The 24,604-nt window shown below is 74.0% G+C and carries 25 protein-coding genes; 17 read left to right on the top strand and 8 right to left on the bottom strand.

Going from position 1 to position 24,604, the window contains the following annotated elements; genetic code table 11:
- Positions 1 to 305: 305 nt before the first annotated feature.
- Both tuf and ACWEQO_RS12220 read left to right on the top strand, forming a co-directional pair.
- The gene (gene tuf, locus ACWEQO_RS12225) at positions 306 to 1,475 is read left to right on the top strand and encodes an elongation factor Tu (protein ID WP_452981869.1); all 1,170 of its coding nucleotides are present in this window, start codon (positions 306 to 308) and stop codon (positions 1,473 to 1,475) included.
- 68 nt (positions 1,476 to 1,543) lie between these two features.
- Positions 1,544 to 2,389 carry a spermidine synthase gene (locus ACWEQO_RS12220; RefSeq protein ID WP_452981866.1) on the top strand — a complete coding sequence of 282 codons (846 nt, stop codon included), beginning with the start codon at positions 1,544 to 1,546 and terminating at the stop codon, positions 2,387 to 2,389.
- On the opposite strand, the gene ACWEQO_RS12215 is transcribed toward ACWEQO_RS12220, so the two are convergent.
- Both ACWEQO_RS12215 and ACWEQO_RS12210 read right to left on the bottom strand, forming a co-directional pair.
- Positions 2,351 to 3,643 carry an MFS transporter gene (locus ACWEQO_RS12215; RefSeq protein WP_361461247.1) on the bottom strand — a complete coding sequence of 431 codons (1,293 nt, stop codon included), beginning with the start codon at positions 3,641 to 3,643 and terminating at the stop codon, positions 2,351 to 2,353. The two genes, ACWEQO_RS12220 and ACWEQO_RS12215, sit on opposite strands and share 39 nt — an antisense overlap.
- 113 nt (positions 3,644 to 3,756) lie before the next feature.
- Positions 3,757 to 4,794 (bottom strand): hypothetical protein, encoded by a 1,038-nt coding sequence (locus ACWEQO_RS12210; RefSeq protein WP_452981862.1) that lies wholly within the window; start codon positions 4,792 to 4,794, stop codon positions 3,757 to 3,759.
- A 179-nt stretch (positions 4,795 to 4,973) separates the two neighbouring features.
- On the opposite strand from ACWEQO_RS12210, the gene ACWEQO_RS12205 reads away from it, so the two are divergent.
- Positions 4,974 to 5,411 (top strand): DUF4442 domain-containing protein, encoded by a 438-nt coding sequence (locus ACWEQO_RS12205; protein ID WP_452981953.1) that lies wholly within the window; start codon positions 4,974 to 4,976, stop codon positions 5,409 to 5,411.
- A gap of 31 nt (positions 5,412 to 5,442) precedes the next feature.
- Here ACWEQO_RS12205 and ACWEQO_RS12200 read toward each other — a convergent pair whose 3' ends face one another.
- Positions 5,443 to 5,907, bottom strand: coding sequence for a cyclic nucleotide-binding domain-containing protein (locus ACWEQO_RS12200; protein WP_361461241.1), 465 nt, complete (start codon positions 5,905 to 5,907; stop codon positions 5,443 to 5,445).
- A gap of 273 nt (positions 5,908 to 6,180) precedes the next feature.
- On the opposite strand from ACWEQO_RS12200, the gene ACWEQO_RS12195 reads away from it, so the two are divergent.
- Positions 6,181 to 7,089, top strand: a complete 909-nt coding sequence (locus ACWEQO_RS12195; RefSeq protein ID WP_452981859.1) for a universal stress protein — start codon at positions 6,181 to 6,183, stop codon at positions 7,087 to 7,089.
- Positions 7,090 to 7,136: 47 nt separating this feature from the next.
- Here ACWEQO_RS12195 and ACWEQO_RS12190 read toward each other — a convergent pair whose 3' ends face one another.
- Positions 7,137 to 7,670 (bottom strand): gamma carbonic anhydrase family protein, encoded by a 534-nt coding sequence (locus tag ACWEQO_RS12190; RefSeq protein WP_452981856.1) that lies wholly within the window; start codon positions 7,668 to 7,670, stop codon positions 7,137 to 7,139.
- 108 nt (positions 7,671 to 7,778) lie between these two features.
- Here ACWEQO_RS12190 and ACWEQO_RS12185 point away from each other — a divergent pair, with 108 nt between their 5' ends.
- The 3 genes from ACWEQO_RS12185 (at position 7,779) to ACWEQO_RS12175 (ending at position 9,917) form a co-directional block, all read left to right on the top strand.
- A complete protein-coding gene (locus ACWEQO_RS12185) occupies positions 7,779 to 8,606 on the top strand; it encodes an acyltransferase (protein ID WP_452981853.1) in 828 nt (275 codons plus the stop codon).
- Between the two features lie 137 nt (positions 8,607 to 8,743).
- Positions 8,744 to 9,316 carry a helix-turn-helix domain-containing protein gene (locus ACWEQO_RS12180; RefSeq protein ID WP_452981850.1) on the top strand — a complete coding sequence of 191 codons (573 nt, stop codon included), beginning with the start codon at positions 8,744 to 8,746 and terminating at the stop codon, positions 9,314 to 9,316.
- A gap of 43 nt (positions 9,317 to 9,359) precedes the next feature.
- Entirely contained in the window at positions 9,360 to 9,917 is a 558-nt protein-coding gene (locus tag ACWEQO_RS12175) for a YbaK/EbsC family protein (RefSeq protein WP_452981847.1), read from the top strand.
- Positions 9,918 to 9,963: 46 nt separating this feature from the next.
- Here the strand turns inward: ACWEQO_RS12175 and ACWEQO_RS12170 are convergent, their stop codons facing one another.
- Positions 9,964 to 11,034 (bottom strand): cation diffusion facilitator family transporter, encoded by a 1,071-nt coding sequence (locus tag ACWEQO_RS12170; RefSeq protein ID WP_452981845.1) that lies wholly within the window; start codon positions 11,032 to 11,034, stop codon positions 9,964 to 9,966.
- A gap of 9 nt (positions 11,035 to 11,043) precedes the next feature.
- Between ACWEQO_RS12170 and ACWEQO_RS12165 the strand changes: the two genes are divergently transcribed.
- From ACWEQO_RS12165 to pspAB, 3 genes are all read left to right on the top strand, one after another.
- Positions 11,044 to 11,403 carry an ArsR/SmtB family transcription factor gene (locus ACWEQO_RS12165; protein WP_452981842.1) on the top strand — a complete coding sequence of 120 codons (360 nt, stop codon included), beginning with the start codon at positions 11,044 to 11,046 and terminating at the stop codon, positions 11,401 to 11,403.
- Positions 11,404 to 11,547: 144 nt separating this feature from the next.
- On the top strand, positions 11,548 to 12,462 hold the full coding sequence (gene htpX, locus ACWEQO_RS12160) for a zinc metalloprotease HtpX (RefSeq protein ID WP_452981839.1): 915 nt from the start codon (positions 11,548 to 11,550) through the stop codon (positions 12,460 to 12,462).
- A gap of 22 nt (positions 12,463 to 12,484) precedes the next feature.
- A complete protein-coding gene (gene pspAB / locus ACWEQO_RS12155) occupies positions 12,485 to 13,087 on the top strand; it encodes a PspA-associated protein PspAB (protein ID WP_361461214.1) in 603 nt (200 codons plus the stop codon).
- Positions 13,088 to 13,120: 33 nt separating this feature from the next.
- Here pspAB and ACWEQO_RS12150 read toward each other — a convergent pair whose 3' ends face one another.
- Positions 13,121 to 13,528: a CoA-binding protein gene (locus tag ACWEQO_RS12150; RefSeq protein WP_361461211.1), complete on the bottom strand. Its 408-nt coding sequence runs from the start codon at positions 13,526 to 13,528 to the stop codon at positions 13,121 to 13,123.
- A gap of 130 nt (positions 13,529 to 13,658) precedes the next feature.
- On the opposite strand from ACWEQO_RS12150, the gene ACWEQO_RS12145 reads away from it, so the two are divergent.
- The 6 genes from ACWEQO_RS12145 (at position 13,659) to ACWEQO_RS12120 (ending at position 21,031) form a co-directional block, all read left to right on the top strand.
- Positions 13,659 to 14,423: a hypothetical protein gene (locus tag ACWEQO_RS12145; RefSeq protein WP_361461210.1), complete on the top strand. Its 765-nt coding sequence runs from the start codon at positions 13,659 to 13,661 to the stop codon at positions 14,421 to 14,423.
- On the top strand, positions 14,420 to 14,986 hold the full coding sequence (locus ACWEQO_RS12140) for a SixA phosphatase family protein (protein ID WP_361461208.1): 567 nt from the start codon (positions 14,420 to 14,422) through the stop codon (positions 14,984 to 14,986). Before ACWEQO_RS12145 ends, ACWEQO_RS12140 begins: the two co-directional genes overlap by 4 nt.
- Positions 14,987 to 14,995: 9 nt before the next feature.
- The gene (locus ACWEQO_RS12135; RefSeq protein ID WP_452981834.1) at positions 14,996 to 15,622 is read left to right on the top strand and encodes a YigZ family protein; all 627 of its coding nucleotides are present in this window, start codon (positions 14,996 to 14,998) and stop codon (positions 15,620 to 15,622) included.
- 121 nt (positions 15,623 to 15,743) lie between these two features.
- Complete coding sequence (locus ACWEQO_RS12130) at positions 15,744 to 16,907, top strand: exonuclease SbcCD subunit D (protein WP_452981831.1); 1,164 nt, start codon at positions 15,744 to 15,746, stop codon at positions 16,905 to 16,907.
- Positions 16,904 to 19,897 (top strand): AAA family ATPase, encoded by a 2,994-nt coding sequence (locus ACWEQO_RS12125; protein WP_452981828.1) that lies wholly within the window; start codon positions 16,904 to 16,906, stop codon positions 19,895 to 19,897. The genes ACWEQO_RS12130 and ACWEQO_RS12125 overlap by 4 nt, the downstream gene beginning before the upstream one ends.
- Positions 19,898 to 20,185: 288 nt before the next feature.
- The gene (locus ACWEQO_RS12120; RefSeq protein WP_452981825.1) at positions 20,186 to 21,031 is read left to right on the top strand and encodes an SDR family oxidoreductase; all 846 of its coding nucleotides are present in this window, start codon (positions 20,186 to 20,188) and stop codon (positions 21,029 to 21,031) included.
- A gap of 10 nt (positions 21,032 to 21,041) precedes the next feature.
- Here the strand turns inward: ACWEQO_RS12120 and ACWEQO_RS12115 are convergent, their stop codons facing one another.
- Complete coding sequence (locus ACWEQO_RS12115; RefSeq protein ID WP_452981823.1) at positions 21,042 to 22,730, bottom strand: DUF885 domain-containing protein; 1,689 nt, start codon at positions 22,728 to 22,730, stop codon at positions 21,042 to 21,044.
- Between the two features lie 32 nt (positions 22,731 to 22,762).
- Complete coding sequence (locus tag ACWEQO_RS12110) at positions 22,763 to 23,254, bottom strand: Lrp/AsnC family transcriptional regulator (protein WP_361461193.1); 492 nt, start codon at positions 23,252 to 23,254, stop codon at positions 22,763 to 22,765.
- A 60-nt stretch (positions 23,255 to 23,314) separates the two neighbouring features.
- Here ACWEQO_RS12110 and ACWEQO_RS12105 point away from each other — a divergent pair, with 60 nt between their 5' ends.
- Positions 23,315 to 24,553 (top strand): trans-sulfuration enzyme family protein, encoded by a 1,239-nt coding sequence (locus ACWEQO_RS12105; RefSeq protein WP_452981820.1) that lies wholly within the window; start codon positions 23,315 to 23,317, stop codon positions 24,551 to 24,553.
- The last annotated feature ends 51 nt before the right edge of the window (positions 24,554 to 24,604 follow it).

Here is a 24,604-nt window from a genome sequence, read left to right as displayed (position 1 = left end):
CCCGGCTCCCGTGACCCCGCGGAAAACCGTTCGACGCGGGGCGGTCCGTCGGCAATGATCGACGCCATGTTCCGGTACGCCTTCCACCTCGCAGCATCCGCGGTCGCGGATGCCCCGAAGGCTGCCGTTCCCGCTTTCCTCGCCGCTGTCGACGGCGCCCGAAGCTGACCCTCCCCGGATCGTCCGGCGGACCCCCCAGGGGGAGGGTCGGTCAGGTTCCCGGGGTCCCCGTCCCACCGCGCGCCGATCCGCCGCGCGGCCGGGGCCGATCACGCATCACCTTCGAGAGGCTTCGAGGTACCGCCATGTCCAAGACGGCGTACGTCCGCACCAAACCGCATCTGAACATCGGCACGATGGGCCATGTCGACCACGGCAAGACCACCCTGACCGCCGCCATCACCAAGGTCCTCGCCGAGCGCGGCTCCGGCGGTTTCGTCCCGTTCGACCGCATCGACCGGGCGCCGGAGGAGGCCGCGCGCGGCATCACCATCAACATCGCGCACGTCGAGTACGAGACCGACACCCGGCACTACGCGCACGTCGACATGCCCGGCCACGCCGACTACGTCAAGAACATGGTCACCGGAGCCGCGCAGCTCGACGGGGCGATCCTCGTGGTCTCCGCGCTCGACGGGATCATGCCGCAGACCGCCGAACACGTCCTGCTCGCCCGCCAGGTGGGCGTCGACCACATCGTGGTGGCCCTCAACAAGGCCGACGCCGGCGACGAGGAACTGACCGATCTGGTCGAGCTGGAGATCCGCGAGCTGCTCTCCGCACACGGTTACGGCGGTGACTCCGTACCCGTCGTACGGGTCTCGGGACTCAGGGCGCTGGAGGGCGACCCGCGCTGGACGGCGTCGATCGACGCGCTGCTCGACGCGGTGGACACCTATGTGCCCCTGCCCGAGCGGTACGTGGACGCGCCGTTCCTGCTGCCGGTGGAGAACGTGCTCACCATCACCGGCCGGGGGACCGTGGTCACCGGCGCGGTGGAGCGCGGCACGGTCCGTCTCGGCGACCGCGTCGCGGTGCTCGGCGCCGGGCTGGAGTCGGTGGTCACCGGTCTGGAGACCTTCGGCAAGCCGATGGAGGAGGCGCAGGCCGGGGACAACGTGGCGCTGCTGCTGCGCGGGGTGCCGCGGGACGCGGTGCGACGCGGGCACGTGGTGGCCGCACCGGACAGCGTGGTGCCCAGCGGGAGCTTCACGGCGCGGGTGTACGTGCTGTCGGCCCGGGAGGGCGGCCGTACGACACCGGTGGTGACCGGGTACCGGCCGCAGTTCTACATCCGCACCGCGGACGTCGTCGGCGACGTCGACCTCGGCGAGACGGCGGTCGCCCGGCCCGGCGACACGGTGACGATGACCGTCCGGCTGGGGCGCGAGGTGCCGCTGGAGCCGGGGCTCGGATTCGCGATCCGCGAGGGCGGTCGCACGGTCGGCGCCGGGACGGTGACGACCGTCGGCTGAACGGCGGGTGACGAGGGCCGTCCCGCGGGCACCCGGCCGGTGCCCGCGGGACGGCACAATGGGGGACTGTGAACGAGCCGATACCCGTGACCCGCGCCGTCGCCCACGGCACCGCGAAGCTGATGCCCGACGTCGACCGTGCGCGGGCCTGGCTGCTGACGGTCGACGGGGCGCCGCAGTCGTACGTCGACCTGGACGATCCGGCTCATCTGGAGTTCGAGTACGTCCGGCGGCTCGGGCACGTCCTGGACGCCCTCGCCGAGCCGGGGCGCCCGCTGGACGCGATCCACCTCGGTGGCGGCGGGCTCACCCTGCCCCGCTACCTGGCCGTGACCCGCCCCGGATCCCGGCAGGACGTCGTCGAGTTCGACGGGGAACTGCTGGACCTGGTCGCCGAGGAACTGCCGCTGCCCGCGGGGGCGGACGTCACACTGCACGCGGCGGACGCCCGCGCCTGGCTGGAGGCCGCCCCCGACGCCTCCGCGGACGTCCTCGTCGCCGACGTCTTCGGCGGCTCACGGGTCCCGGCGCACCTGACCTCCGTCGCCTACGCCCGTGAGGCGGCGCGCGTCCTGCGGGACGGCGGCGTCTACCTCGGCAACCTCGCCGACGCGGCTCCGTTCGCCTTCCTGCGCTCCCAACTGGCCACGCTCGGCACGGTCTTCGAGGAGCTGGTGCTGATCGCCGAGCCGGGGGTCCTGCGCGGGCGCCGCTTCGGCAACGCCGTACTGGCCGCCGCGCACCGCCCCCTGGACGTCACCGCCCTGGCCCGGCGCACCGCCGCCGACGTCTTCCCCGCCCGCGTCGAGCACGGCGCGGCCCTGCGGGACTTCACCGGCGGGGCGCGGCCGGTGCGGGACGAGGACGCCGTACCGTCACCCGAGCCCCCCGACGGGGCGTTCGGCATCGGCTGACTCGGTGCCCCGGACCGCCCCGGCGACGGGCACGGTCCGGCGGCGCAGGTCGCGCACGTCCGGTACGCACAGCACCGCCGCCGTCACCACGACGACCAGCGCGGCGCAGCCCCACAGCGCCTCCGTGCGGCCGAACACCGACTCGACGGGGCCCGCCAGCGCCATCGCGGCCGGCACCAGCGCCACCGAGCCGAACCAGTCGTAGGCCGAGACCCGGGAGAGTTTCTCCTCCGGTATCTCCTGGTGCAGGGCCGTCATCCAGGAGACGCCGAACACCTCCACGCTCACGCCGGTCACGAACATCACCGCGCACAGCACCGCCACCGGTACCGGCACGGCGAGCGCGGCGGACGGCAGGGCCAGCGGGAACACACAGAGGGTGCCGACGAACAGCAGGCGGCGCGGTTTCCAGCGGGTCATCACCAGCGCGCCCACCACCGTGCCCCCGCCGAAGAAGGCCAGGGCCAGGCCCCACGGCGCGGCGCCGCCCAGGTGGTCCCGGGCCACGAGCGGACCGTAGACCGCGTCGGCGGCGCCGACGACCGCGTTGGCGATGGAGAACTGGATGACGATGCCCCACAGCCAGGGCCGTCCGGAGAACTCCCGCCACCCCTCCCGGAGGTCGGCGAGCAGACCGCCGCCCGGTGCGCGCGGCGGGATGTGCTTCACATCGAGGAAGGCGCGCAGTGCCGCCGCGACCGCGAAGGCGGCCGCGTCCGCCGCGAGCACCCAGCCCGGCCCCATCACGGTGATCATGAGGCCGCCCAGGGCGGCGCCGCCGAGTGTCGCGCCCTGCATCGCCATCCGGAACACCGCGAACGCCCGGCCGGCCTGTTCGCCCTCGACCGAGGAGAGCAGCATGCCCTCGGCGGCGGGGCCGAAGAACGCCTGGCCGACTCCGCCCAGGCCGCTGAGCAGCATCATCTGCCACAGTTGGGCCTCACCGGCCAGGACGAGGGCCGCGAACGCGGCCTGCGAGAGGCAGTTCAGGACGTTGGCCGCGACCATCACATGGTGGCGCGGCAGCCGGTCCGCGACGGCACCGCCGATCAGCAGGAACAGCACCAGCGGCAGGGTGCGGGCGGCGGCCACCAGGCCCACGTCTCCGGCGCCCCCGCCCGCGGCCAGCACCGCGAACGCGGAGGCGATCAGCGCACCGTGACTGCCCAGGCTCGTCACCACCGCGGAGGCGGTCAGCAGCGTGTAGTTGCGGCCCGCCCAGGCGGGGCGGCGACGGGAATCGATGGTCGGCACACCGTGACTATCGCCGGGGGGTGGCCGACTTGCCAAATGTGCCGAGGGGCGCTCCGCCCGTCACAGGCCGCCCGCCGCCCGTCCTTCGCTTCCCGCCGCCCGCTACGACCCCGTCACGACTCGGTCGGCGGTTCCTCGGTGAGCCGCACCGTGCTGAGGATCTTCTGCACGGTCGCCTCCGGGATCTCGTCCTTGACGCCCTTGGCGCCGTACAGGTTCCAGGTGACGAAGTCCCCGGCGCCGTTCTTGAACGCGAAGGTGACCGCCTTGCCCTCGCTGTCGCACTTGCCGTTCTGCGGCGTGCCCTCCGAGTGCGCGGTGACGACGCTGCCCTCGAGACCCGAGGCGGTCGTGTACGCCTTCGGCTTCCCGGCCTTCACGCTCTTCTTGTCGGGCTGGGTGTAACCGCCGAAGATCCACCACGGCACACGGGTCTCCGCCGCCATGTCAGTGGTCTTGGCGCCGTTCTCACCACGGGTTCCGGCGGTGACGAGGGAGGTGTTCTCCTCGCGGCCGTCCTTGTCGTCGTCGCTCGTGCACCACTTGGACTTCAGATAGGCCGGGGCGGTGACGGTGGTGCGGCCCGTCTCACCGTCCTTCTCCTCCCACTCGAAGCCCACACTGGTGCCGGGGGTCTCGATCTCCCAGTCGGCCGGGACGTCGAACTTCGTGCCGAAGCGGGTGTTCGTGACGACCTGCCAGCCCGGAACCGTCGCCTTCTCCGCCTCACCGCCCCGCGGGTTGTCCTCGGAGCCGGAGCCGGAGCCGGATTCGGATGTGCTCGGCTCCGCGGACGGGTCCGCGGGCGCGCTCACGGACGGCTTCTCGTCCTTCTCGCCGGCCGTGTCGTTCGTGTCGCTGTTGTCGCCGCCCAGCACCAGGAAACCGGTGACACCGGCGGCCACGACGACGGCCGTCGCCGCCACGACGGCCACCAGTTTCGTCCGGTTCCCGCCGCCCCCGCCCTGCGGCGGCTGGGGCATGCCCACGGTGGCCGGCGTCCCCCACTGCTGGTGCTGCTGCGCGTAGGGGTTGGGCTGCTGGGCACCGGGCTGCTGATACGGATTCGGCTGCTGGTACCCCGGCTGCTGGTACGGATTGTTCGACTGCGGGTTCTGCTCGCCCCCGGGCGGCTGGTTTCCTGGCCACATGGCCAGCCACCCTAGTCCTGCCAGTGACACGATCAGGTCACTGCCTTTTGACAGGGACGTAGCAATCAGAGGGTGGGGGCCGCGCGGCGGGCCGCCGGTCCGGGCCGCCGGAGGGCGGGCCCGGAGCCTGGCCGACATGTTCTACTCGTGGGTAACATGCGGCCATGAGCCAAGACCAGATGACCATCGGCGAGATGCTCGCCGCCACGGTGCCCATGGCCCGGACCCTCAACCTCGAGTTCCTGGAGACCACTGCGGAGCGGGCCGTGGTGTCCCTGCCGGACCAGGGCGACTACCACAACCACGTGGGCGGTCCGCACGCCGGCGCCATGTTCACCCTCGGTGAGTCGGCGAGCGGCGCCATCGTGCTCGCCGCCTTCGGGGACCAGCTCGCGCGGGCCGTACCCCTGGCGGTCCGCGCCGAGATCGCCTACAAGAAGCTGGCGATGGGCCCGGTCACCGCCACCGCGACCCTCGGCCGCCCGGCCGCCGAGGTCGTGGCGGAACTGGACGAGGGCAGGCGTCCCGAGTTCCCGGTGTCGGTCGCCATCCGGCGCGAGGACGGCGCCGTGACCGGGGAGATGACGGTCGTCTGGACCCTCCGCCCCAACGGCTGACCGAGGGGGGCGGGCCGGCGGCGGGGCCGGTTCAGACGCCGCCGCCCGCCCCGTGAGGGCCGTACAGGTCCAGCAGCCGGACCCGGGCGGCGTGCAGCCGGTGGGAGACCACGCTGCCCACCCACTGGGAGAGGTCCCGCCCGAGGGCCGGCTCCTCCTCGCTCAGCGAGTGGACCGTCGCGGCGTCGAACTCGTAGGCCCGCACCGGACTGGCCGCCTCCGCGCCCAGATGCCAGACGTGCGGGCTGTACAGCCAGGACCAGCCGACGAGTTCGTTGTGGCCGAGGCGTTCGATGACGGCGGCCCGGCGGCCGGGCACGTGCATGTCGAGTTCGACGGTGCCGGTACGGATCACCCAGAACCGGTCCGCGTGGCCACCCTCCTCGAACAGCCGGACCCCTTGCGGGAAGGACACCTCCCGAGCGGTCTGCAGGAGTTTCACCCGGTGTTCGGCGGGCAGAGCGCGCGGCATGCTGGGGGACGGGGGAGCGAACATCGCGGACCTCCCATACGGGGTGCGGGAACTGCCGTGGTGATCCCAGCCTCCTGCGGAACCCCGCCCGTGGCCATGGGCCGTACGGCCCTGATGCGTCGCCTCCGCCCCCGTGCCGGGCCGGTCCCGCACGCCGACGGGACCCGGTGGTCCGGGCGCTCCCTCCCCCGCGGGAGCAGGACCTTCGGCACCCGCGGGGGACCTGTGGTCCCTGTCGTCGGGTTATTCTCCGGCCGACGCTGTGGATGATCCCACCGACAACAGGAGGCGCACGTCATGTCCCGCACCATCACGGTCGGTTTCGACGGTTCGGCCGAGAGCCGGGCCGCGGCCGAATGGGCGGCCCGCGAGGCGAATCTCCGTGGCCTGCCGCTGCGGCTGCTCGAGGTCCGCGAACCCCTTCCGGACCCTGTGTCCCAGGCGCTGTCCCTCGGTGCGGAGAGCTCCTCCGCCGACGGCGGGGACAGTGCGCGGAGCGAGGCCGCCGAGGGGCTGCGACTGCGCCACCCCGGTATCGAGGTCACCGCGGAGCAGGCCGCCGGCCGGCCCTACGAGGTGCTCGTCGAGGCCGCCGAGGAGGCCGAGCTGCTCGTGCTGGGCTCCCGGGGGATGGGAGCCTTCGCCGGCTTCCTGGTCGGCTCCGTCGGTCTCGCCGTCGTGGCCCGTGCCGAGCGGCCCGTCGTCCTGGTCCGTGCCGGGGAGCAGGCCGCCGACGAACACGAGCCGGACCCCGCGGGCATCCCGTCCGCCGCGACCCGCTACCGGCCCGTCCTCCTCGGTGTGGACGTGGACCGGCCCGACGAGGCGGTGATCCGGTTCGCGTTCGCCGAGGCGGCCCGGCGGGGCACCGGCCTGCGCGTCGTGCACGGCTGGAACCTGCCGCCGTACTACGTCCACGGGCTGCCGGCCGACCCGGACATGTACCAGAAGGTCAGCGCGGAGCAGGCCGCGGCGCTGACGAAGGTCCTCCTCCCCTGGCGGGCGGAGTTCGGGGACGTCGAGGTGACGGAGGAGTCCTTCAGCGGCAGCCCCTCCATCCGGCTGATCGAGGCGTCCCGGGAGTCCTCGCTCGTCGTGGTCGGGCGCCGTGTCCGCCGGAACCCGTTCGGCATCCGCGTCGGACCCATCGCCCACGCCGTGCTGCACCACTCCGCGGCGCCCGTCGCCGTCGTCGCGCACGACTGATCGGCAGGGGGCGGGGGCGGGGCACCGGACGGTGCCCCGCCCCCGTTTCAGGCCGTACCGTGCGCGTCGCGGTGCGCCTTCGCCAGTTCCGCGTACATCGTCCCGTTGAGCGTCAGCCCCGCACGCTCCTCCTCGGTGAGCTCCCGCCGGACCTTCGCCGGGACCCCCGCGACGAGGGAGCCCGGCGGCACCTCCATGCCCTGCGGCACCAGCGCCTGCGCGGCCACCAGGGAACCGGCGCCTATCACCGCGCCGTTGAGCACCGTGGCGCCCATGCCGATCAGGCAGTCGTCCCCGACCGTCGCCCCGTGCACCACGGCGTTGTGCCCGATGGAGACCCGCTCGCCGACGGTGACGGGGAAGCCGGGGTCGGCGTGCAGCGTGCAGTTGTCCTGGACGTTGCTGCTCGCGCCGACGGAGATGCTCTCCACGTCACCGCGCAGGACCGCGCCGTACCAGACGCTGGTGCCCGCCCGCAGTGTCACGTCCCCGATCACCGTGGCGGTGGGCGCCACGAAGGCCTCCCGGTCCACCTGCGGTTCCCTGCCGCCGACAGCGGTGATCAGTGCCCTGTGCGTCATCGTCGCCTCCTGGTCGGGTGTTGTCAGGCACCGTACGCCGACACGGTGGGGTGAAGATCACAGGGCGTCCGGCTCTTCGGCGGCACACCCGCCGACTACGGTGAGCGGGTGCCGAAGAGCAGGAACACGTTCTCGTCCTGGCTGCGCCGCCTCGCGCAGCGCGCCGTCCACGCGGGCTGGGCGTGGGCGCAGCGCACGGGCTCGGTGACCGCCGAGCACCCCGGCCGCTTCCGGTTCGGCGCGATGGGAACGGGCACCAGGCTGGCCTTCCCGCTCGGCACCGTCTTCGGTGAGCCCTGGATCCATCTCGGCGCCCACTGCATCATCGGCGAACAGGTCACCCTCACCGCAGGTCTGATGCCCGGTCTGGAGCTGGGTCCCGCCCCGATCCTGCGCCTCGGCGACGGTGTCGTCCTGGGCCGCGGCAGCCATGTCATCGCCGACACCACCGTCACCATCGGCAGCGACTGCTACTTCGGGCCGTACGTCTACGTCACCTCCACCAACCACTCCTACGACGATCCCCACGAACCCATCGGCAAGCAGTGGCCGCGGATGGACCCGGTGGAGATCGGCCCCGGCTGCTGGATCGGCACCGGGGCGGTGATCCTGCCGGGGGCGCGGATCGGACGGAACGTGGTGGTGGCCGCGGGCGCGGTGGTCCGGGGCACGGTGCCCGACCACGCCGTGGTCGCGGGCGCCCCGGCCCGCGTCGTACGCCGCTGGACCCCGGCCGACGGATGGCAGCCGCCGCTGCGCACTCCGGCCCCGGTGCCGATCCCCGAGGACGTCACCCCGGAGCAGCTGCGGGCGCTGGCGATGCTGGACGTCGAGAGCGTCGAGGAGGCCAAGGGCGCCAAGGACGCCGAGGAGACCAAGGACCTCGAGGACCTCGAGGAACCGGCCCGGCTGGTCGAGCTGGAGCCCGAGCGCTGACCTCCGCCCCGGCCGCCGGCGGCCGGGGCGAGTACCGCTGTCACGGCGAGCCGCGCAGTACAGTTCGGTGGACGATCGGGTGCACCGCACCGCAGCCGAACGAGTTGAACGCTGTCATCCGGAATATTGGACGGAACGTGTCGGATCTCGACCTGCTGGCCCAGTCGCTGGCGCGCAACGTCAAGCGCTGGCGCACCGAGCGGGCCTTCACCCTGGACGCGCTCGCGGCGCGGGCCGGGGTGAGCCGCGGCATGCTCATCCAGATCGAGCAGGCCCGCACCAACCCGAGCATCGGCACCGTCGTCAAGATCGGAGACGCGCTCGGCGTCAGCATCACCACCCTGCTCGACTACGAGCGGGGCCCCAGGGTCCGTGTCGTCCCCGCCGACCGGGCCGTACGGCTCTGGCACACCGAGGCCGGCAGCTGGAACCGGCTGCTCGCGGGCACCGAGGCACCCGGGCCGGTGGAGATGTGGGACTGGCGTCTCATGCCGGGCGAGAGCAGCGACTCCGACCCGCACCCGGTCGGCACGGTCGAACTGCTCCACGTCACGGCCGGGGAGCTGACGCTCACCGTCGACGGCGCGGAGCACCGCGTCCCGGCCGGCGCCAGCGCCTCCTTCGAGGCCGACACCCCGCACACCTACGGCAACCAGGGCGGCGAACCCATGGAGATGATCATGGCGGTCTCGGTCCCGCCCGTGCGCTGAGACGTCCCACCTGCGCCCGCCGAGCGGCTGTTACGGTGCCGCCATGCGCGCACCCATCGGCTCCTTCGACCACGCCATCCCCGCCCCCGACTGCCTCGACGGGCTCACCGCACCGGTCGCCGCGGCCGTCCGCGCCTGGAACGGCAGCGTCCCCGCCGAGCAGATCCTCTACGTCGACACGGACCCGCACTGGGCCGACACCGCCGTCTTCGTGGAGCACTACGGCCAGGACCTGCTGGAGCGGTCGGCGAACTGCGTGGTGGTGGCGGGCAAGCGCGGCAGCGGGACCACCCTCGCCGCATGCGTCGTCCTGTCCACCACCCGGGCCGACGTCAACGGAGTCGTGCGCCGCCGGCTCGGCGCCCGCAAGGCGTCGTTCGCCCCGATGGACACGGCCACGGGGGAGAGCGGCATGGAGTACGGGGGCATCACCCCGATCGGGCTCCCGGCCGGCTGGCCGGTGCTGGTGGACGCGGCCGTCGTCGACCTGCCGTACGTACTGGTCGGCAGCGGGCGCCGCCGGGGCAAACTCCTCGTGCCGGGCAAGGCCTTCGCCGAACTGCCGGGTGCGGTCGTGCTGGAAGGCCTGGGGGTGGCCTGAGCGGGGGCGCAGCAGCCCGGCCCGGGCCCGAGCGGGGGTGTGCCGGTCATGCCGTCGCGTGGTGGGCCAGGGGCAGGTGCGGGTCCCGCTCGCCGGGGACGGGCTCCGGGTCGGTGTGGACCAGGGCGGCGGTCAGCCGGGGCACGGCGTGCAGCAGGGCGTGTTCGGCGTCGACCGCGATGCGATGGGCCTCCCGCACCGTCGCCCCGCCGTCCACCACCACCGCCACCTCGGCGCGCAGCCGGTGCCCGATCCAGCGCAGCCTCAGCTCACCCACGCCGCGTACCCCGGGGACCCTGGTCAGTGCCCGCTCCGCCCGGTCCACGAGCGCCGGGTCGACGGCGTCCAGCACCCGCCGGAACACCTCCCGCGCGGCGTCCCGCAGCACCAGGACGATCGCCGCGGTGATCACCAGTCCCACGACCGGGTCCGCGAGCTGCAGCCCCAGAGCCGATCCGCCGGCCCCCAGCAGCACGGCGAGTGAGGTGAACCCGTCCGTCCGGGCGTGCAGTCCGTCCGCGACCAACGCGGCCGAGCCGATGGCACGGCCGACCCGGATGCGGTAGCGGGCCACCCACTCGTTGCCCGCGAACCCGACGAGTGCGGCCACGGCGACCGCCGGGACGTGGTCCACGGGACGCGGATCGAGCAGCCGGTCCACCGCCGTCCAGCCGGCGAACGCCGCGGAGGCGGCGATCGTCAGCACGATCACGACACCGGCCAGGTCCTCGGCCCGGCCGTAGCCGTAGGTGAAACGGCGGGTGGCGGCGCGCCGGCCCAGCACGAAGGCGAGGGCGAGGGGGACGGCGGTGAGCGCGTCCGCAGCGTTGTGCACCGTGTCGCCGAGCAGCGCGACCGAGCCCGAGACGGCCACCACGACCGCCTGGACCAGCGCCGTCAGGCCGAGCACCGCCAGCGAGATCCACAGCGCCCGCAGGCCGCGGGCCGAGGACTCGAGGGCGGGGTCGAGCTTGTCCGCGGCCTCGTGCGAGTGCGGGGCGAGCAGGTGGCGAAGGCGGTGACGCGGGGACGTTCCGGGGTGCGGGTGCTCGTGCCGGAGACTCACGTGGATCCCCTTCCGGTGGGCGGGGTGGACGGGATGTCGCCCAGGGGCCATTATGTGCGTATGAGCGCACGCATGCACCTGTCACCTGCGCACGAAGCGTACCCGCGCACCCCCGGCGACCAGCGGTTCGCGCTCGCGGCGGAACTCCTCGCCCTGCTCGGCGACCGCACCCGGCTGGCCCTGCTGCACGCCCTGGCCGGTGGCGAGGCCGACGTCGGCACGCTCACCGAGGTGTGCGGGGCGGCGCGACCCGCGGTCAGCCAGCACCTGGCACGACTGCGCCTCGCGGGGCTGGTGGACACGCGGAAGGAGGGCCGCAGGGTGATCTACTCACTGCGCGACGGACATCTGCTCAGGCTGGTGGCGGAGGCGCTGAACGTGGCCGACCACCGGATCGGCGGACGCCCCCCGCACGACTGACGGCGGCGGGCGCGGACCTCCCGTGCCCCGCGCGTCGGCCCGGGCCGACGGGTTCCGCGCCGGGCCCCCTCGCGCACAAAAGGGGCACACTGGCAGGAGAGGGATGTGCAGCGCGGCAGTGCGCGTTCACTGGAGGTGATCCGGATGCCCAGGAGCCGGTCGCATTCGCGGTACGCCCCGGACCGGGGCCTCACCACCCGTATGGTGACGACGATGTTCCTGATCGGGCTGCTCTACGTCGTCTTCGTCGGCATCCTGCTGGCCCTCCTGAAGAACGCGTGGCCCGTCGTCCTGCTGTTCGCGGGCATCCTGTTCGTCGCACAGTTCTGGTTCAGCGACCGGATCGCGGCCTTCAGCATGGGCGCGCGCGAGGTGACCCCCGAGCAGGCTCCCGGGCTGCACGGCTCCGTGGACCGCGTCTGCGCCCTCGCCGACATGCCCAAACCGCGGGTGGCGATCGCCGACAGCGACCTGCCGAACGCCTTCGCAACCGGCCGCAACGAGAGAACGGCCCTGGTGTGCGTCACCACGGGGCTGCTCCGCCGACTGGAACCGGAGGAGCTGGAGGGCGTCCTCGCCCATGAGCTGTCGCACGTCGCCCACCGGGACGTCGCCGTGATGACCATCGCCTCGTTCCTGGGCGTCCTGGCCGGTTTCATGACCCGCGCCGCGCTCTACACCGGCCTCGGCCGCACCAGCCGCGACAGCTCCACCGCCATCGTGGTGATCCTGATCCCGCTGGTCAGCGCCGTCGTGTACGTGATCAGCTTCCTGCTGACCCGGCTGCTGTCCCGCTACCGCGAACTGTCCGCCGACCGCTCCGCCGCATTGCTCACCGGCCGGCCGTCCGCACTCGCGTCCGCGCTCACCAAGGTGACCGGAGAGATGGCGAGGATCCCGACGAAGGACCTCCGCCGGGCCGAGCCGTTCAACGCCTTCTGGTTCGCACCGGCCTTCTCCTCCCGGGAGAGCCTGAGCCGGCTGCTCTCCTCCCACCCCACCCTCGAACAGCGCCTCGACCAGCTCGGCCGGATCTCGGCCCAGCTCGGCCGGGCATGACGATCCACGGAGGTGCCGTCCCGTGGGACTCCTCGACACCATCCTCGGCCGCAGCAAACCGGTGCGCCCGGACCTCGACCAGCTCTTCAGCCTGCCCTCGGCCGCGATCACCGTGCAGGCGGGGGCGGGGTTCACCCCGACCGGGAGCGGATCGGTCTGCTTCGCGAGCGTGGAGGGCGGCGCGTTCGACCGGCTCCAGCAGGAGGTACGGGACCTGCTCGACGCCGACACCGGCCGGGGCGGCACACCCGTCGAATACACCAAGGACGCGTACGGGTACACCTGGCTCCTCGTCCACCACCCCGCCGACGACACCGCCTCACTGGTCAACGACCTGCACGCCGTCAACACGCTCCTCCAGGACGCCGGCTTCGGCCCGCAACTCCTCTGCTCCCTGGTCGGCTTCCGGGCCGCGACGGACCCCCGGGTCCTGGCACTGGTCTACCTCTACAAGCGCGGCACCTTCTACCCGTTCGCGCCGCTCCCCGACGGCACGGAGCGGCGCGACAACGCGTTGGAACTCCAGATCAGGTCACTCCTCGCGGACGACCTGCGCATCGAGGCCGACCTGGCCCGCTGGTTCCCGGTGTGGGGCGCTCCGGGTCTCACGGAACGCCGGCCCTGAGGGCCCTGAGGCGTGCCGCCGGCCCGGCTCCGGTCAGCCCAGGCGCGGTATCTCGATCGCCGGGCAGCGGTCCATCACCATGTCCAGGCCCGCCGCGCGGGTCCGCTCGTAGGCCGCCTCGTCGACGACGTCCAGCTGGAACCACACCGCCTCGGCGCCCTTGGCGACGGCCTCGTCCGCGACCGCTCCGGCCAGTTCGCTGTTCACGAACACGTCGACGACGTCCACCTCGAAGGGGATGTCCGCGAGCGAGGCGTACCCCTGCTCGCCGTGCACCGTCTCGGCCTTCGGGTGCACCGGCACCACCCGCTTGCCGAAACGCTGCAGCACCTGGGCGACGCCGTACGCCGCGCGCTGCCGGTTCGACGACAGGCCCACCACGGCCCAGGTGTCGCCCAGCCCGGTGAGGATCTTGCGGACCGTTGCCTCGTCGCCGTACACCGTCGGGCCTCCTGAAGGGTCGTGGAAGAGCAGGCGCGCAGTCGCGCGGTTGTTCCGATGCTCCGGCAACGGACGGGCGCGTGCGGAGATTCCCGGTTCGGGGCCACGTCGGGCCCGAAAAGCGTGCGAGATGCCTGCGCGGGCCCGCTTGTGCGCCTACGCTCGCCTCGTGCTGCGCATCACTGACGCCCGGACCGGCGAACCCGTGGACGCCACCCCCGCCCGACGGGGCCTGACCCGCGTCGAGGCCCACACGCGCGGATTCGATCCGACGAACCTGCGGGTGCTGCTCGTCGCCGACCTGCTCGTGCGTGCCCTGGAACTCGGCGGCACCCCGGTGTGGGCGCTGCTCGTGGGCGAACGGGACCTGCCCGAGCTGCACGCGGCGGGCGCGGCCCTCGGCGTACGGCCCTTCGAGGACAGCCGGGACGCCGGCACGGGGCTGGGCGAGGCCCAGGTCCTGCACGTGGTGAGCGAGGGCGGCGAGACACCCGAGGGAGTCCGGGTCGCCGTCGCGCCCGTCCGTCCGGAAGCCCCCGGCGTGTCGGACGGCACCGACCCGACCGTTCTGCGTCTGGCCCTGCTCGCGCACCCCAGGAGCAGACCGCTGCGGCTCGACCCGGCCGCCCTGGACGACGCCGCCGGCATCCTCGCGCGCTGGCGCGGCGCGGTCGCCGCCTGGGCGCACCGGCCCTCGCGGCCCATCCCCGACGAGGTGCGCGCGGACCTGCGCACCGCGTGGGAGGACGACCTGGACGCGGCCGGCGTCCTCCGGGTGCTGCGGGACGTGGAGACCGCACCGGACCTGCCGGACGGCGCCCGCTTCGAGACGTACGCCTACGCGGACCGGCTGCTCGGCCTCGACCTCGCCCGAGACCTGGGATCCCCGGCGTGAGCGGGGCGGCGGGGACGAGCGGGGCGGCCGGGCGCACCGGCGCGGGACGGGAGCGCCGACTGGTCGTCCTGCGGCACGCCAAGTCCGCCTGGCCCGACGGCGTCGCCGACCGGGACCGCCCGCTGGCCGCGCGCGGCCGCCGGGACGCGCCCGCCGCCGGACGCGCGATCGCCGAGACCATCGGCCTGCCCGATCTCGTGCTGTGCTCCACCGCCGTCCGCACCCGCGAGACCTGGGAGCTGGCGGCGGCGCAGTGGGACACCTCCGTGCCGGTCCGGCACGAACCGAGGCTGTACGCCGCCGACGCCCCCGCGCTCCTGGCCGTGCTGCACGAGGCGCCCACCGAGGTCGGCACCCTGCTGCTGATCGGCCACAACCCGGGCCTGGCCGAGCTCGTCCTGGCACTGGCCGGCGAGGGCGCGGACGACACGCTCGACCGGGTCCGCACCAAGTTCCCGACCTCCGCGATCGCCGTGCTGTCCTGGCGCGGCGCCGGCTGGCCGGACCTCGCCCCCGGCACCGCCCTGCTGACCGCCATGACCGTGCCCCGGGGCGCCGCATAGGCTGGCCGGATGCAGGACGAGTACCGCACCGTCGCCCGCGCGGGTGTGCACGAGACCGAGATCAACCGCTCCCGCTTCCTGTGCGCCCTCGCCCCGGCGGCCACCGAGCAGGAGGCGCAGGAGTTCATCGCCGGCGTCCGCAAGGAGCACGCCGACGCCACCCACAACTGCTGGGCGTACGTCATCGGCGCGGACGCCTCCGTCCAGAAGGCCAACGACGACGGGGAACCCGGCGGCACCGCGGGCGTCCCCATGCTCCAGATGCTGCTGCGCCGTGACATGCGGTACGTCGTCGCGGTCGTCACCCGCTACTACGGCGGCGTCAAGCTCGGCGCGGGCGGACTGATCCGCGCGTACGGCGGCACCGTCGGCGAGGCACTGGACACCGTCGGCACGCTCACCCGCCGCCGGTTCCGGCTGGCCACGGTGACGGTCGACCACCAGCGGGCCGGCAAGATCCAGAACGACCTGCGCTCCACGGGGCGCACGGTGCGGGACGTGCGCTACGCCGAGGAGGTCACGATCGAGATCGGCCTCCCCGACTCCGACGTCGACGCCTTCCGGTCCTGGCTCGCGGACGCGACCGCCGGAACCGCCCGCCTCGAACTGGGCGGCGAGGCGTACGGGGACGCGTGACCACCACCGGGTCGCATCACGGTCATCGGGTGCATAACGGGCGTACGGATTCCGGGTCGTGACGGGGTGATGCGGGAGTTACCGAGCGTGATGCCGGACCCGGCCGATACCCTCGGGGATCATGAGGCTGCTGCACACTTCCGACTGGCATCTCGGCCGGTCGTTCCACCGGGTCGGCATGCTCGGTGCCCAGGCCGAGTTCATCGGCCATCTGGTGGCGACCGTGCGCGAGCGCGCCGTCGACGCGGTGGTCGTGTCGGGGGACGTGTACGACCGTGCGGTACCGCCGCTCGCCGCGGTGGAGCTGTTCGACGACGCCCTGCACCGCCTCGCCGCCCTCGGTGTGCCGACGGTGATGATCTCCGGGAACCACGACTCGGCCCGCCGTCTCGGCGTCGGCGCCGGGCTCATCGGACGCGCGGGCATCCACCTGCGGACCGACCCCGCGGCCGGCGGCACCCCCGTGATGCTGTCCGACGTACACGGGGAGGTCGCCTTCTACGGGCTGCCCTATCTGGAACCGGCGCTGGTCAAGGACGAGTTCGGGGTGGAGAAGGCAGGCCACGAGGCGGTGCTCGCGGCCGCCATGGACCGGGTCCGGGCCGACCTCGCCGCCCGCCCGCGCGGCACCCGGTCCGTGGTCCTCGCACACGCCTTCGTCATCGGCGGCGCACCGAGCGACAGTGAGCGGGACATCACCGTCGGCGGGGTCGCCGCCGTGCCCGCCGGGGTCTTCGACGGCGTCGACTACGTGGCGCTCGGCCATCTGCACGGCTGCCAGACCCTCACCGAGCGGGTGCGCTACTCCGGTTCTCCGCTGCCGTACTCCTTCTCGGAGGCGGATCACCGCAAGAGCATGTGGCTCGTCGACCTGGCCGCGGACGGATCGGTCACCGCCGAGCGGCTCGACTGCCCGGTGCCGCGCGCCCTCGCCCGGATCCGCGGCACCCTGGAGGAACTGCTCGCCGACCCCGCCCTCGCGCGGCACCGGGAGGCGTGGGTCGAGGCCACGCTCACCGACCCGGCCCGCCCCGCCGACCCCATGGCCCGGCTCACCGAACGCTTCCCGCACACCCTGAGCCTGGTCTTCGAGCCCGAACGCGCGCCCGACGACCCGTCGGTGTCCTACGCCCGGCGCCTCGCCGGGCGCGACGACCAGCAGATCGCGGAGGACTTCGTCGCCCACGTGCGCGGCACCGGCCCCGACGAGCACGAGCGGGCCGTCCTGCGGGACACCGTCGACGAGGTCCGCGCCGCCGAGGCCGTGAACGAGGTGGCGCGATGAGGCTGCACCGGCTCGACATCACCGCCTTCGGCCCCTTCGGCGGTTCGCTGACCGTCGACTTCGACGCACTCTCCGCCGCGGGCCTCTTCCTGCTGCACGGCCCCACCGGCGCCGGCAAGACCTCGATACTCGACGCCGTCTGCTACGCGCTGTACGGCTCCGTCCCCGGGGCCCGGCAGAACGGGCAGGGCACGGCGCTGCGCAGCGACCACGCGGCCCCCGCCACCCGCACGGGGGTCACCCTCGAACTCACCGTCGCCGGCCGCAGGCTGGAGGTCACCCGGCAGCCGCCCTGGCAGCGCCCGAAGAAGCGCGGCACCGGAACGACCCTGGACAAGGCGCAGAGTCGGCTGCGCGAACACGATCCGGCGAGCCGGTCCTGGAAGGACCTCAGCCGCTCCCACCAGGAGATCGGCGAGGAGATCAGCCAGCTCCTCGGCATGAGCCGGGAGCAGTTCTGCCAGGTCGTCCTGCTGCCCCAGGGCGACTTCGCGCGTTTCCTGCGCGCCGACGCGGAGGCGCGCGGCAACCTGCTCGGCCGGCTCTTCGACACCCGCCGCTTCGCCGACATGGAGAAGCGCCTGGCCGAACGCCGCCGTGCCGCCGAGTCCCGGGTACGGGACGGCGACGCCGAACTGCTCGCCGACGCGCACCGGATGCAGCAGGCCGCGGGCGGGGCCATGGAGGCGGCGGACCTCGCGCCGGGCGAGCCGGGACTGGCCGAGAGCGTGCTGAGCGCGGCCGCCGTGGCCCGCAGCACCGCCCGCGAACAGCTCACCGTGGCCCGCTGCCGCCTCGCCGCAGCCGAGTCCGCCCAGGCCTCCGCCGACCGCTCACTGGACGAGGTACGCGAACGGGACCGGCTGCAGCGGCGGTTCGCCGAGGCACGGCAGCGCGCGGCACGGCTGGCGGAGCGGGCCGAGGACCGGCAGGAGGCGCAGACGCGCCTGGACCGGTCCCGCAAGGCCGAGACGGTCGCCCCCGCCCTGGAACTGCGGGAGTCCGCCGACGCCGAACACCGGCGGGCTGCCGACGCCGAGGCGCGTACCCGCGACCTGCTCCCCCCGCCCCTCAGGGACGCGGGTGCGGCCGGGCTCGCGGCCGCCGCCCGCCGGGCCACCGAGGAGCTGGGCGGGCTGGAGTCGGCCCGCCGCGCCGAGCGACGGCTCACGGAACTCCTCGAGGAGCGGGCCGGTCTGGACCGCCAGGAGCGCGCCGACGACGACGTGCTCGACGAGTCCGAGGCGTGGCTCACCGGCTGGGAGGAGACCCGGGCCGGTCTCCAGGCCCGGATCGAGTCCGCGCAGCAGGCCGCGGCCCGGGCCGGTGAGCTCGCCGTGCAACGCGACACCGCGTGCAAGCGGTTGACCGCCGCACGGCTGCGGGACCAGCTGGCCGAGGACACCGAGGACGCCGCCGAACAGGCCCGCGCGGCCCGGGAGCGGGTCCTCGAGGCCAAACAGCACTGGCTCGACCTCAAGGAACAGCGGTTGGCCGGCATCGCCGCCGAACTCGCCGCGGGCCTCACCGACGGCGACCCCTGCGCCGTCTGCGGGGCCACCGAACACCCCGCCCCCGCCCGCAAGGTCGCCGGCCACGTCGACCGCGAGGCGGAGGAGCGGGCCCTGGCCGCGCACCAGAGCGCCGAGGAGCACCGGGCCGACCAGGAAGGCCGCCTCGGCGCCGCACGCGAGGCGCTGGCCGCCGCCGGAGCGGAGGCGGGGGACACGCCGACCACCCACCTCGCCCGAGAGGTCGAGGAGTTGGAGCAGCGGTACGCGCAGGCCCGGGACACCGCCTCCGATCTGCACCCCGCCCGGGAACAGCTGCGCCAGGCGGAACACGAGCATGAACGACGCGTCGCCGCCCAGCGGGAGGCGGCGGTGCGGACCGCTGCCCGGGCGGGCCACCGGGAGCGGCTGGCCCATGAACAGGCCGTGCTGGAGGAGGAGTTGATCCAGGCGCGGGGCGACGCGGACAGCGTGGCCGCGCGCGCCGCGCAACTGGAGCGGCGCGCCGCACGGTTCACCGACGCCGCCGACGCCGCCCGGGTCGCCGAGGGCACCGCACAGCGGCTCAAGGAGGCCGACGGCCGGCTCGCCGACGCCGCCTTCCGGGCGGGCTTCGCCACTCCGCGGGAGGCGGCCGAGGCACTCCTCGACGCGGCCGCCCACCGCGAACTGCAGGACCGGCTGGAGGCCTGGCGGCAGGAGGAGGCCGCCGTACGCGCGGTGCTCGCCGAGCCGGCCACCGCGGCCGCCGCCCAGCAGCCCCCCGCCGACCTCACCGCCGCACAGCGCACCGCCGAGGACGCGGACCGCAGGACGCGCGAGGCGGTGTCCGCACGCGACGCCGCCGCCCGCCGCTGCGCCGAACTCGACCGGCTCTCCGCGCGGGCCACCGCCTCGGTGCGCCGACTGGCGCCGCTGCGCGAGGAGTACGACCGGGTGGCCCGTCTGGCAGGTCTCACCGCGGGCACCTCGGCCGCCAACGAACGCAGGATGCGCCTGGAGTCCTACGTCCTGGCCGCCCGCCTGGAGCAGGTCGCCGCCGCGGCGACCGCCCGGCTGCACCGCATGTCCTCCGGCCGCTACACCCTGGTGCACTCCGACGACCGCACCGGGCGCGGGCGCAGCGGCCTCGGACTGCATGTCGTGGACGCGTGGACCGGCCGGGAGCGGGACACCGCGACCCTCTCGGGCGGCGAGACCTTCTTCGCCTCGCTGGCCCTCGCGCTCGGACTCGCCGACGTCGTCACCGACGAGGCCGGCGGGGTCCGGCTGGACACCCTCTTCATCGACGAGGGCTTCGGCAGCCTCGACGACCAGACGCTCGACGAGGTCCTGGACGTCCTGGACTCCCTGCGGGAACGCGACCGCAGCGTGGGCATCGTCAGCCACGTCCCCGACCTGCGCCGCCGGATCCACGCCCAACTCGAGGTGGTGAAGGGGCGGTCGGGATCGACGCTGCGGCAGCACGGCGTCACCTGAGCCGAGTCCGTGGGCTTCCCACAGCCGTCGGCCTTCCCGGGTTTCGCGCACGGCTGCGACAAGAGGAGGCGAAGTGGCTGGAATCGGACGGCGGCCCCCTCAGGGCAGCGCCGCCGAAGGCGCTGCCCTTCCGGACGGGTGCCGACGGCAGGGAGACGGCCTCCGGCACGACCGGGCCCGCGGGGCGGACGGACCCGTCGGGCTCCCCCCGGGGCGGCGACTCCACGGCCTGGCCCGGCAGGGATATCCACGTGCGCCGGCCGCCGACGCCCCTCATGATGGGCGATCATGCCCAAGCTCCCGCACCCCGCCCCCGAAGCCCTCCGCCGCGACCCCCTGCCCCTGCGCGGCCGGACCGCCCTGGTCACCGGGGCCAGCCGACGCGGCGGCATCGGGCACGCGGTCGCCCGCCGTCTCGCCGCCCACGGAGCGAGCGTCTACCTCCACCATCACGTCCCGCACGACGCCGCCATGCCCTGGGGCGCCGACCGGATCGAGGACGTGACCGCCTCCGTACGGGAAGCCCTCGGCGACCCCTCGGCGCGAGTGGCCGCCGGTCCGGGTGACCTCGCCGACCCGGACGTCCCCGCCGAACTGCACGCCCGGGCCGCCACCGCGCTCGGCGGGCGGCTCGACATCCTCGTCGCCAACCACGCCCTCAGCGGCTCCGACGGCGACCTCGACACCGTCGACGCCGCCATGCTCGACGCGCACTGGGCCGTCGACACCCGCTCGGTGCTGCTGCTCGTCCAGGCCCACGCCCGGCACCGGGCCGCCCTGCCGCCGCGCACGCCGGGCGGACGCGTGGTGATGATGACGTCCGGCCAGGACATCGCCGGAGGCATGCCCGGTGAGATCGCCTACGCCCTGCAGAAGGGCGCGCTCGCCTCCGTCACCCGCTCCCTGGCGACCACGCTCGCCGAGCACGCCGTCACGGTCAACACCGTCAACCCCGGCCCGGTGGACACGGACTACCTGACCGGCGACGCCTACGAGGCCGTCGCCGCACGCTTCCCCGCTGGGCGGTGGGGGATGCCCGACGACCCCGCCCGCCTCATCGCGTGGCTGGCCACGGACGAGGCGGACTGGATCACTGGCCAGGTCGTCAACTCCGAAGGGGGATTCATGCGCTGACCGGGGCCGCCTACAGCGCCGACAGTTCGTCCACCAGGTCGTCCAGGCCCAGCGAGCCCTGGGACAGCGCCGCCATGTGCCACGCCTTGAGGTCGAAGGCCTCGCCGTGCCGCCGGCGTGCGTTCTCCCGGCCGAGCAGCCAGGCCCGCTCGCCGAGCTTGTAGCCGATCGCCTGACCGGGAATCGTCAGATAGCGGGTCAGCTCGCTCTCCACGTAGTCCGCGGGACGGCTGCTGTGCGCCCCGAAGAACTCCTCGGCCAGCTCCGGCGTCCAGCGCTCGCCCGGGTGGAACGGCGAGTCCGCGGGGATCTCCAGCTCCAGGTGCATGCCGATGTCCACGATGACCCGGGCGGCCCGCATCATCTGCGCGTCCAGGTAGCCCAGCCGCTCCTCCGCGTCCGTGAGGAACCCGAGCTCGTCCATCAGCCGCTCCGCGTACAGCGCCCAGCCCTCGGCGTTGGCGCTGACCATGCCCACGGAGGCCTGGTAGCGGGACAGGTCCTCGGCCACGTGCGCCCACTGCGCCAGCTGGAGGTGATGGCCGGGGACGCCCTCGTGGTACCAGGTCGACACCAGGTCGTAGACGGGGAAGCGGGTCAGCCCCATGGTCGGCAGCCAGGTGCGGCCCGGCCGCGAGAAGTCCTCCGACGGAGGCGTGTAGTACGGTGCCGCCGCGCTGCCCGGCGGGGCGATCCGCGACTCCACCCTCCGTACCCGCTCGGCGAGTTCGAAGTGGGTGCCGTCCAGGGACTCGATCGCCCGGTCCATCACGCCCTGGAGCCACTCGCGGACCTCGTCGACGCCCTCGATGTGCCGGCCGTGCTCGTCGAGGTGCGCCAGCGCCACCCACGGCGTCTCGGCACCCGGCAGGATCTTCTCGGCCTCCTTCTTCATCTCGCCGAGCAGGCGGTGGTACTCGGACCAGCCGTAGGCGTACGCCTCGTCCAGGTCGAGGTCGGTGCCGTTGAAGTAGCGGGCCCAGCGGGCGTAGCGCTCCCTGCCCACGGTGTTCGGGGCGCCTTCGATCGAGGGCGCGTACACGTCGCGCATCCAGTCCCGCAGCTCCACCACGGCCGCGGTCGCGGCGCGGGCCGCCTCGTCCAGCTCGGCGCGCAGCGCGTCGGGGCCCGCCGAGGCGAAGTCCTCGAACCAGCCGCGGCCCTCGCCGGTGTCCGCCCACTCGGTGAGCTGCCCGACGAACGCGGCGGTCGGACGCGGAGCCGCGTACAGCTTGCGCTCCAGGCCGAGCGCGAGGGACTCCCGGTAGCCCGCCAGCGCGGCCGGCACCGCGCGCAGTCGCTCGGCGACCGCGGCCCAGTCCTCCTCGGTCTGCGTCGGTGTCACGGTGAACACCTCGCGCACCGAGTGGGCGACCGTGCCCAGGTTGCCGACCGAACACAGCCCCTCGTCGGCCTCGTGGACGGCGATCTCCGCGGTGAGCCGCTCCCGCAGCAGCCGGGCGCAGCGGCGCTCGATGCCGCTGTCCGCGCCGGGCCGGGCCTCGGCCTCGTCCAGCAGGGCGAGCGTGGCCCGCTGGAGTTCCGCGAGCGCCGCCTGGCCCGCGGGCGAGAGATCGGGCAGACGACCGGAACTCTCCTGCACGCCGAGATACGTACCGGTGACCGGGTTGAGGGCGATGAGGTCGGCGACGTAGGCGTCGGCGACCTCGCGGGGCAGCGGGTTGTTGGTCTGTGACATGCGGACCATCCTGGTACGCGGCCCGCCGCCCGTCATCCCGTTTGAGCCGAGGGCGAAGACGGCAGCAGCGGGCCGCAGTCCCACTGCTGGAAGATCAGCCGGGTCTCCACGCGCGCGACCTCCCGCCGCGACGTGAACCCGTCCAGCACCAGCCGCTGCAGATCCGCCATGTCCGCGACCGCGACGTGGATCAGGTAGTCGTCCGGCCCGGTCAGATGGAAGACGGTCAGCGACTCCGGCAGCGCCCTGATCCGCTCCACGAACGGCCCCACCAGCTCCCGCCGGTGCGGTCTCACCTGCACCGACAGCAGCGCCTGAAGTCCCCGCCCCAGCTTGGCCGGGTCCAGTTTCAGCCGGTGCCCGAGGATCACGCCGCAGCGGCGCAGCCGGGCCACCCGGTCCAGGCAGGTCGACGGTGCGACCCCGACCTGCGCGGCGAGGTCCCGGTACGTCGTCCGGGCGTCGTTCTGCAGCAACCCCAGCAGACGCAGATCCACCGGATCCAGTACGACGGATTCAGCCATGGGCCGAACGTAGCACGGAGATCTCCGCCGACCACCCCTCCTGTGTTCACCCTTCGGTCCATGGACTGGGACAAGGACTGGGACAAGGACCTGCGCGCGGACACGCGCGGCACCACGAGAGCACTCGCCACCGAGGCCGTGCACGCCGGCCGGGACGACCTCGCCCGGCAGGGACTGCACGCCCCGCCGATCGACCTGTCCACCACCTACCCCTCGTACGACAGCCGCGCCGAGGCCGCCCGCATCGACGCCTTCGCCGCCACCGGCGCCGAACCGGACGGCCCGCCCGTCTACGGACGGCTCGGCAACCCGACCGTCGCCCGCTTCGAGACCGCCCTGGCCCGCCTGGAGGGCACCGAGGCCGCGGTCGCGTTCGCCAGCGGCATGGCCGCGCTCAGCGCCGTCCTGCTGGTGCGCGGCTCCATGGGGCTGCGCCACGTCGTCGCCGTACGCCCCCTGTACGGGTGCAGCGACCACCTGCTGACCGCCGGGCTGCTCGGCTCCGAGGTGACGTGGACCGACCCGGCCGGGGTCGCCGACGCGCTGCGCCCGGACACCGGTCTGGTCCTGGTGGAGTCACCGGCCAACCCGACCCTCGCCGAGGTCGACCTGCGGGCCGTCGCCCATGCCTGCGGCTCGGTGCCGCTGCTCGTCGACAACACCTTCGCCACCCCGGTCCTCCAGCGTCCGGCCGGGCACGGGGCGCGGCTGGTGCTGCACAGCGCCACCAAGTACCTCGGCGGACACGGCGACGTACTGGCCGGCGTGGTGGCCTGCGACGAGGAGTTCGCGGGGCGGCTGCGGCAGATCCGGTTCGCGACCGGAGGCGTGCTGCACCCGCTGGCGGGCTATCTGCTGCTGCGGGGCCTGTCGACGCTCCCGGTACGGGTGCGGGCCGCGTCGGCCAACGCCGCCGAACTCGCCCGCCGGCTCGCCGCCGATCCGCGCGTGGCCCGGGTGCACTACCCGCGCATCGGCGGGGCGATGGTCGCCTTCGAGGTCCACGGGGACCCGCACGAGGTGATCGGCGGGGTACGGCTCATCACCCCGGCGGTGAGCCTCGGCAGCGTGGACACCCTCATCCAGCACCCGGCGTCCATCAGCCACCGCATCGTCGACGCCGGCGACCGCAGGGACGCGGGAGTGAGTGACCGGCTGCTGCGGCTGTCGGTCGGCCTGGAGGACGTCGACGACCTGTGGGCGGACCTGGACGGGGCGCTGGGGGAGCGGACCGGGGTGCCGGAGGGCGACCGCACGGGCGGGACGGCCGACCGGCCGGAGGCGCCGGCCCGGAACTGAGACGCGGGCCGCGCCCCGCGCCACCGGTCCCGCGCCACCGGTCCCGTGCCA

It is taken from the genome of Streptomyces sp. NPDC004051 (assembly GCF_053604275.1).
Note: the sequence above shows the minus strand (reverse complement) of the source record. Positions and strands in the feature narration are given on the sequence as shown.

Bases quoted from the DNA above. Each gene is read 5' to 3' on its own strand.
- tuf (WP_452981869.1), top strand. From the start codon at position 306: ATGTCCAAGACGGCGTACGTCCGCACCAAACCGCATCTGAACATCGGC.
- ACWEQO_RS12210 (WP_452981862.1), bottom strand. From the start codon at position 4,794: ATGTGGCCAGGAAACCAGCCGCCCGGGGGCGAGCAGAACCCGCAGTCG.
- ACWEQO_RS12205 (WP_452981953.1), top strand. From the start codon at position 4,974: ATGACCATCGGCGAGATGCTCGCCGCCACGGTGCCCATGGCCCGGACC.
- ACWEQO_RS12200 (WP_361461241.1), bottom strand. From the start codon at position 5,907: ATGTTCGCTCCCCCGTCCCCCAGCATGCCGCGCGCTCTGCCCGCCGAA.
- ACWEQO_RS12195 (WP_452981859.1), top strand. From the start codon at position 6,181: ATGTCCCGCACCATCACGGTCGGTTTCGACGGTTCGGCCGAGAGCCGG.
- ACWEQO_RS12190 (WP_452981856.1), bottom strand. From the start codon at position 7,670: ATGACGCACAGGGCACTGATCACCGCTGTCGGCGGCAGGGAACCGCAG.
- ACWEQO_RS12175 (WP_452981847.1), top strand. From the start codon at position 9,360: ATGCGCGCACCCATCGGCTCCTTCGACCACGCCATCCCCGCCCCCGAC.
- ACWEQO_RS12170 (WP_452981845.1), bottom strand. From the start codon at position 11,034: ATGGCCCCTGGGCGACATCCCGTCCACCCCGCCCACCGGAAGGGGATC.
- ACWEQO_RS12165 (WP_452981842.1), top strand. From the start codon at position 11,044: ATGAGCGCACGCATGCACCTGTCACCTGCGCACGAAGCGTACCCGCGC.
- htpX (WP_452981839.1), top strand. From the start codon at position 11,548: ATGCCCAGGAGCCGGTCGCATTCGCGGTACGCCCCGGACCGGGGCCTC.
- ACWEQO_RS12145 (WP_361461210.1), top strand. From the start codon at position 13,659: ATGCCTGCGCGGGCCCGCTTGTGCGCCTACGCTCGCCTCGTGCTGCGC.
- ACWEQO_RS12135 (WP_452981834.1), top strand. From the start codon at position 14,996: ATGCAGGACGAGTACCGCACCGTCGCCCGCGCGGGTGTGCACGAGACC.
- ACWEQO_RS12130 (WP_452981831.1), top strand. From the start codon at position 15,744: ATGAGGCTGCTGCACACTTCCGACTGGCATCTCGGCCGGTCGTTCCAC.
- ACWEQO_RS12125 (WP_452981828.1), top strand. From the start codon at position 16,904: ATGAGGCTGCACCGGCTCGACATCACCGCCTTCGGCCCCTTCGGCGGT.
- ACWEQO_RS12120 (WP_452981825.1), top strand. From the start codon at position 20,186: ATGCCCAAGCTCCCGCACCCCGCCCCCGAAGCCCTCCGCCGCGACCCC.
- ACWEQO_RS12115 (WP_452981823.1), bottom strand. From the start codon at position 22,730: ATGTCACAGACCAACAACCCGCTGCCCCGCGAGGTCGCCGACGCCTAC.
- ACWEQO_RS12110 (WP_361461193.1), bottom strand. From the start codon at position 23,254: ATGGCTGAATCCGTCGTACTGGATCCGGTGGATCTGCGTCTGCTGGGG.
- ACWEQO_RS12105 (WP_452981820.1), top strand. From the start codon at position 23,315: ATGGACTGGGACAAGGACTGGGACAAGGACCTGCGCGCGGACACGCGC.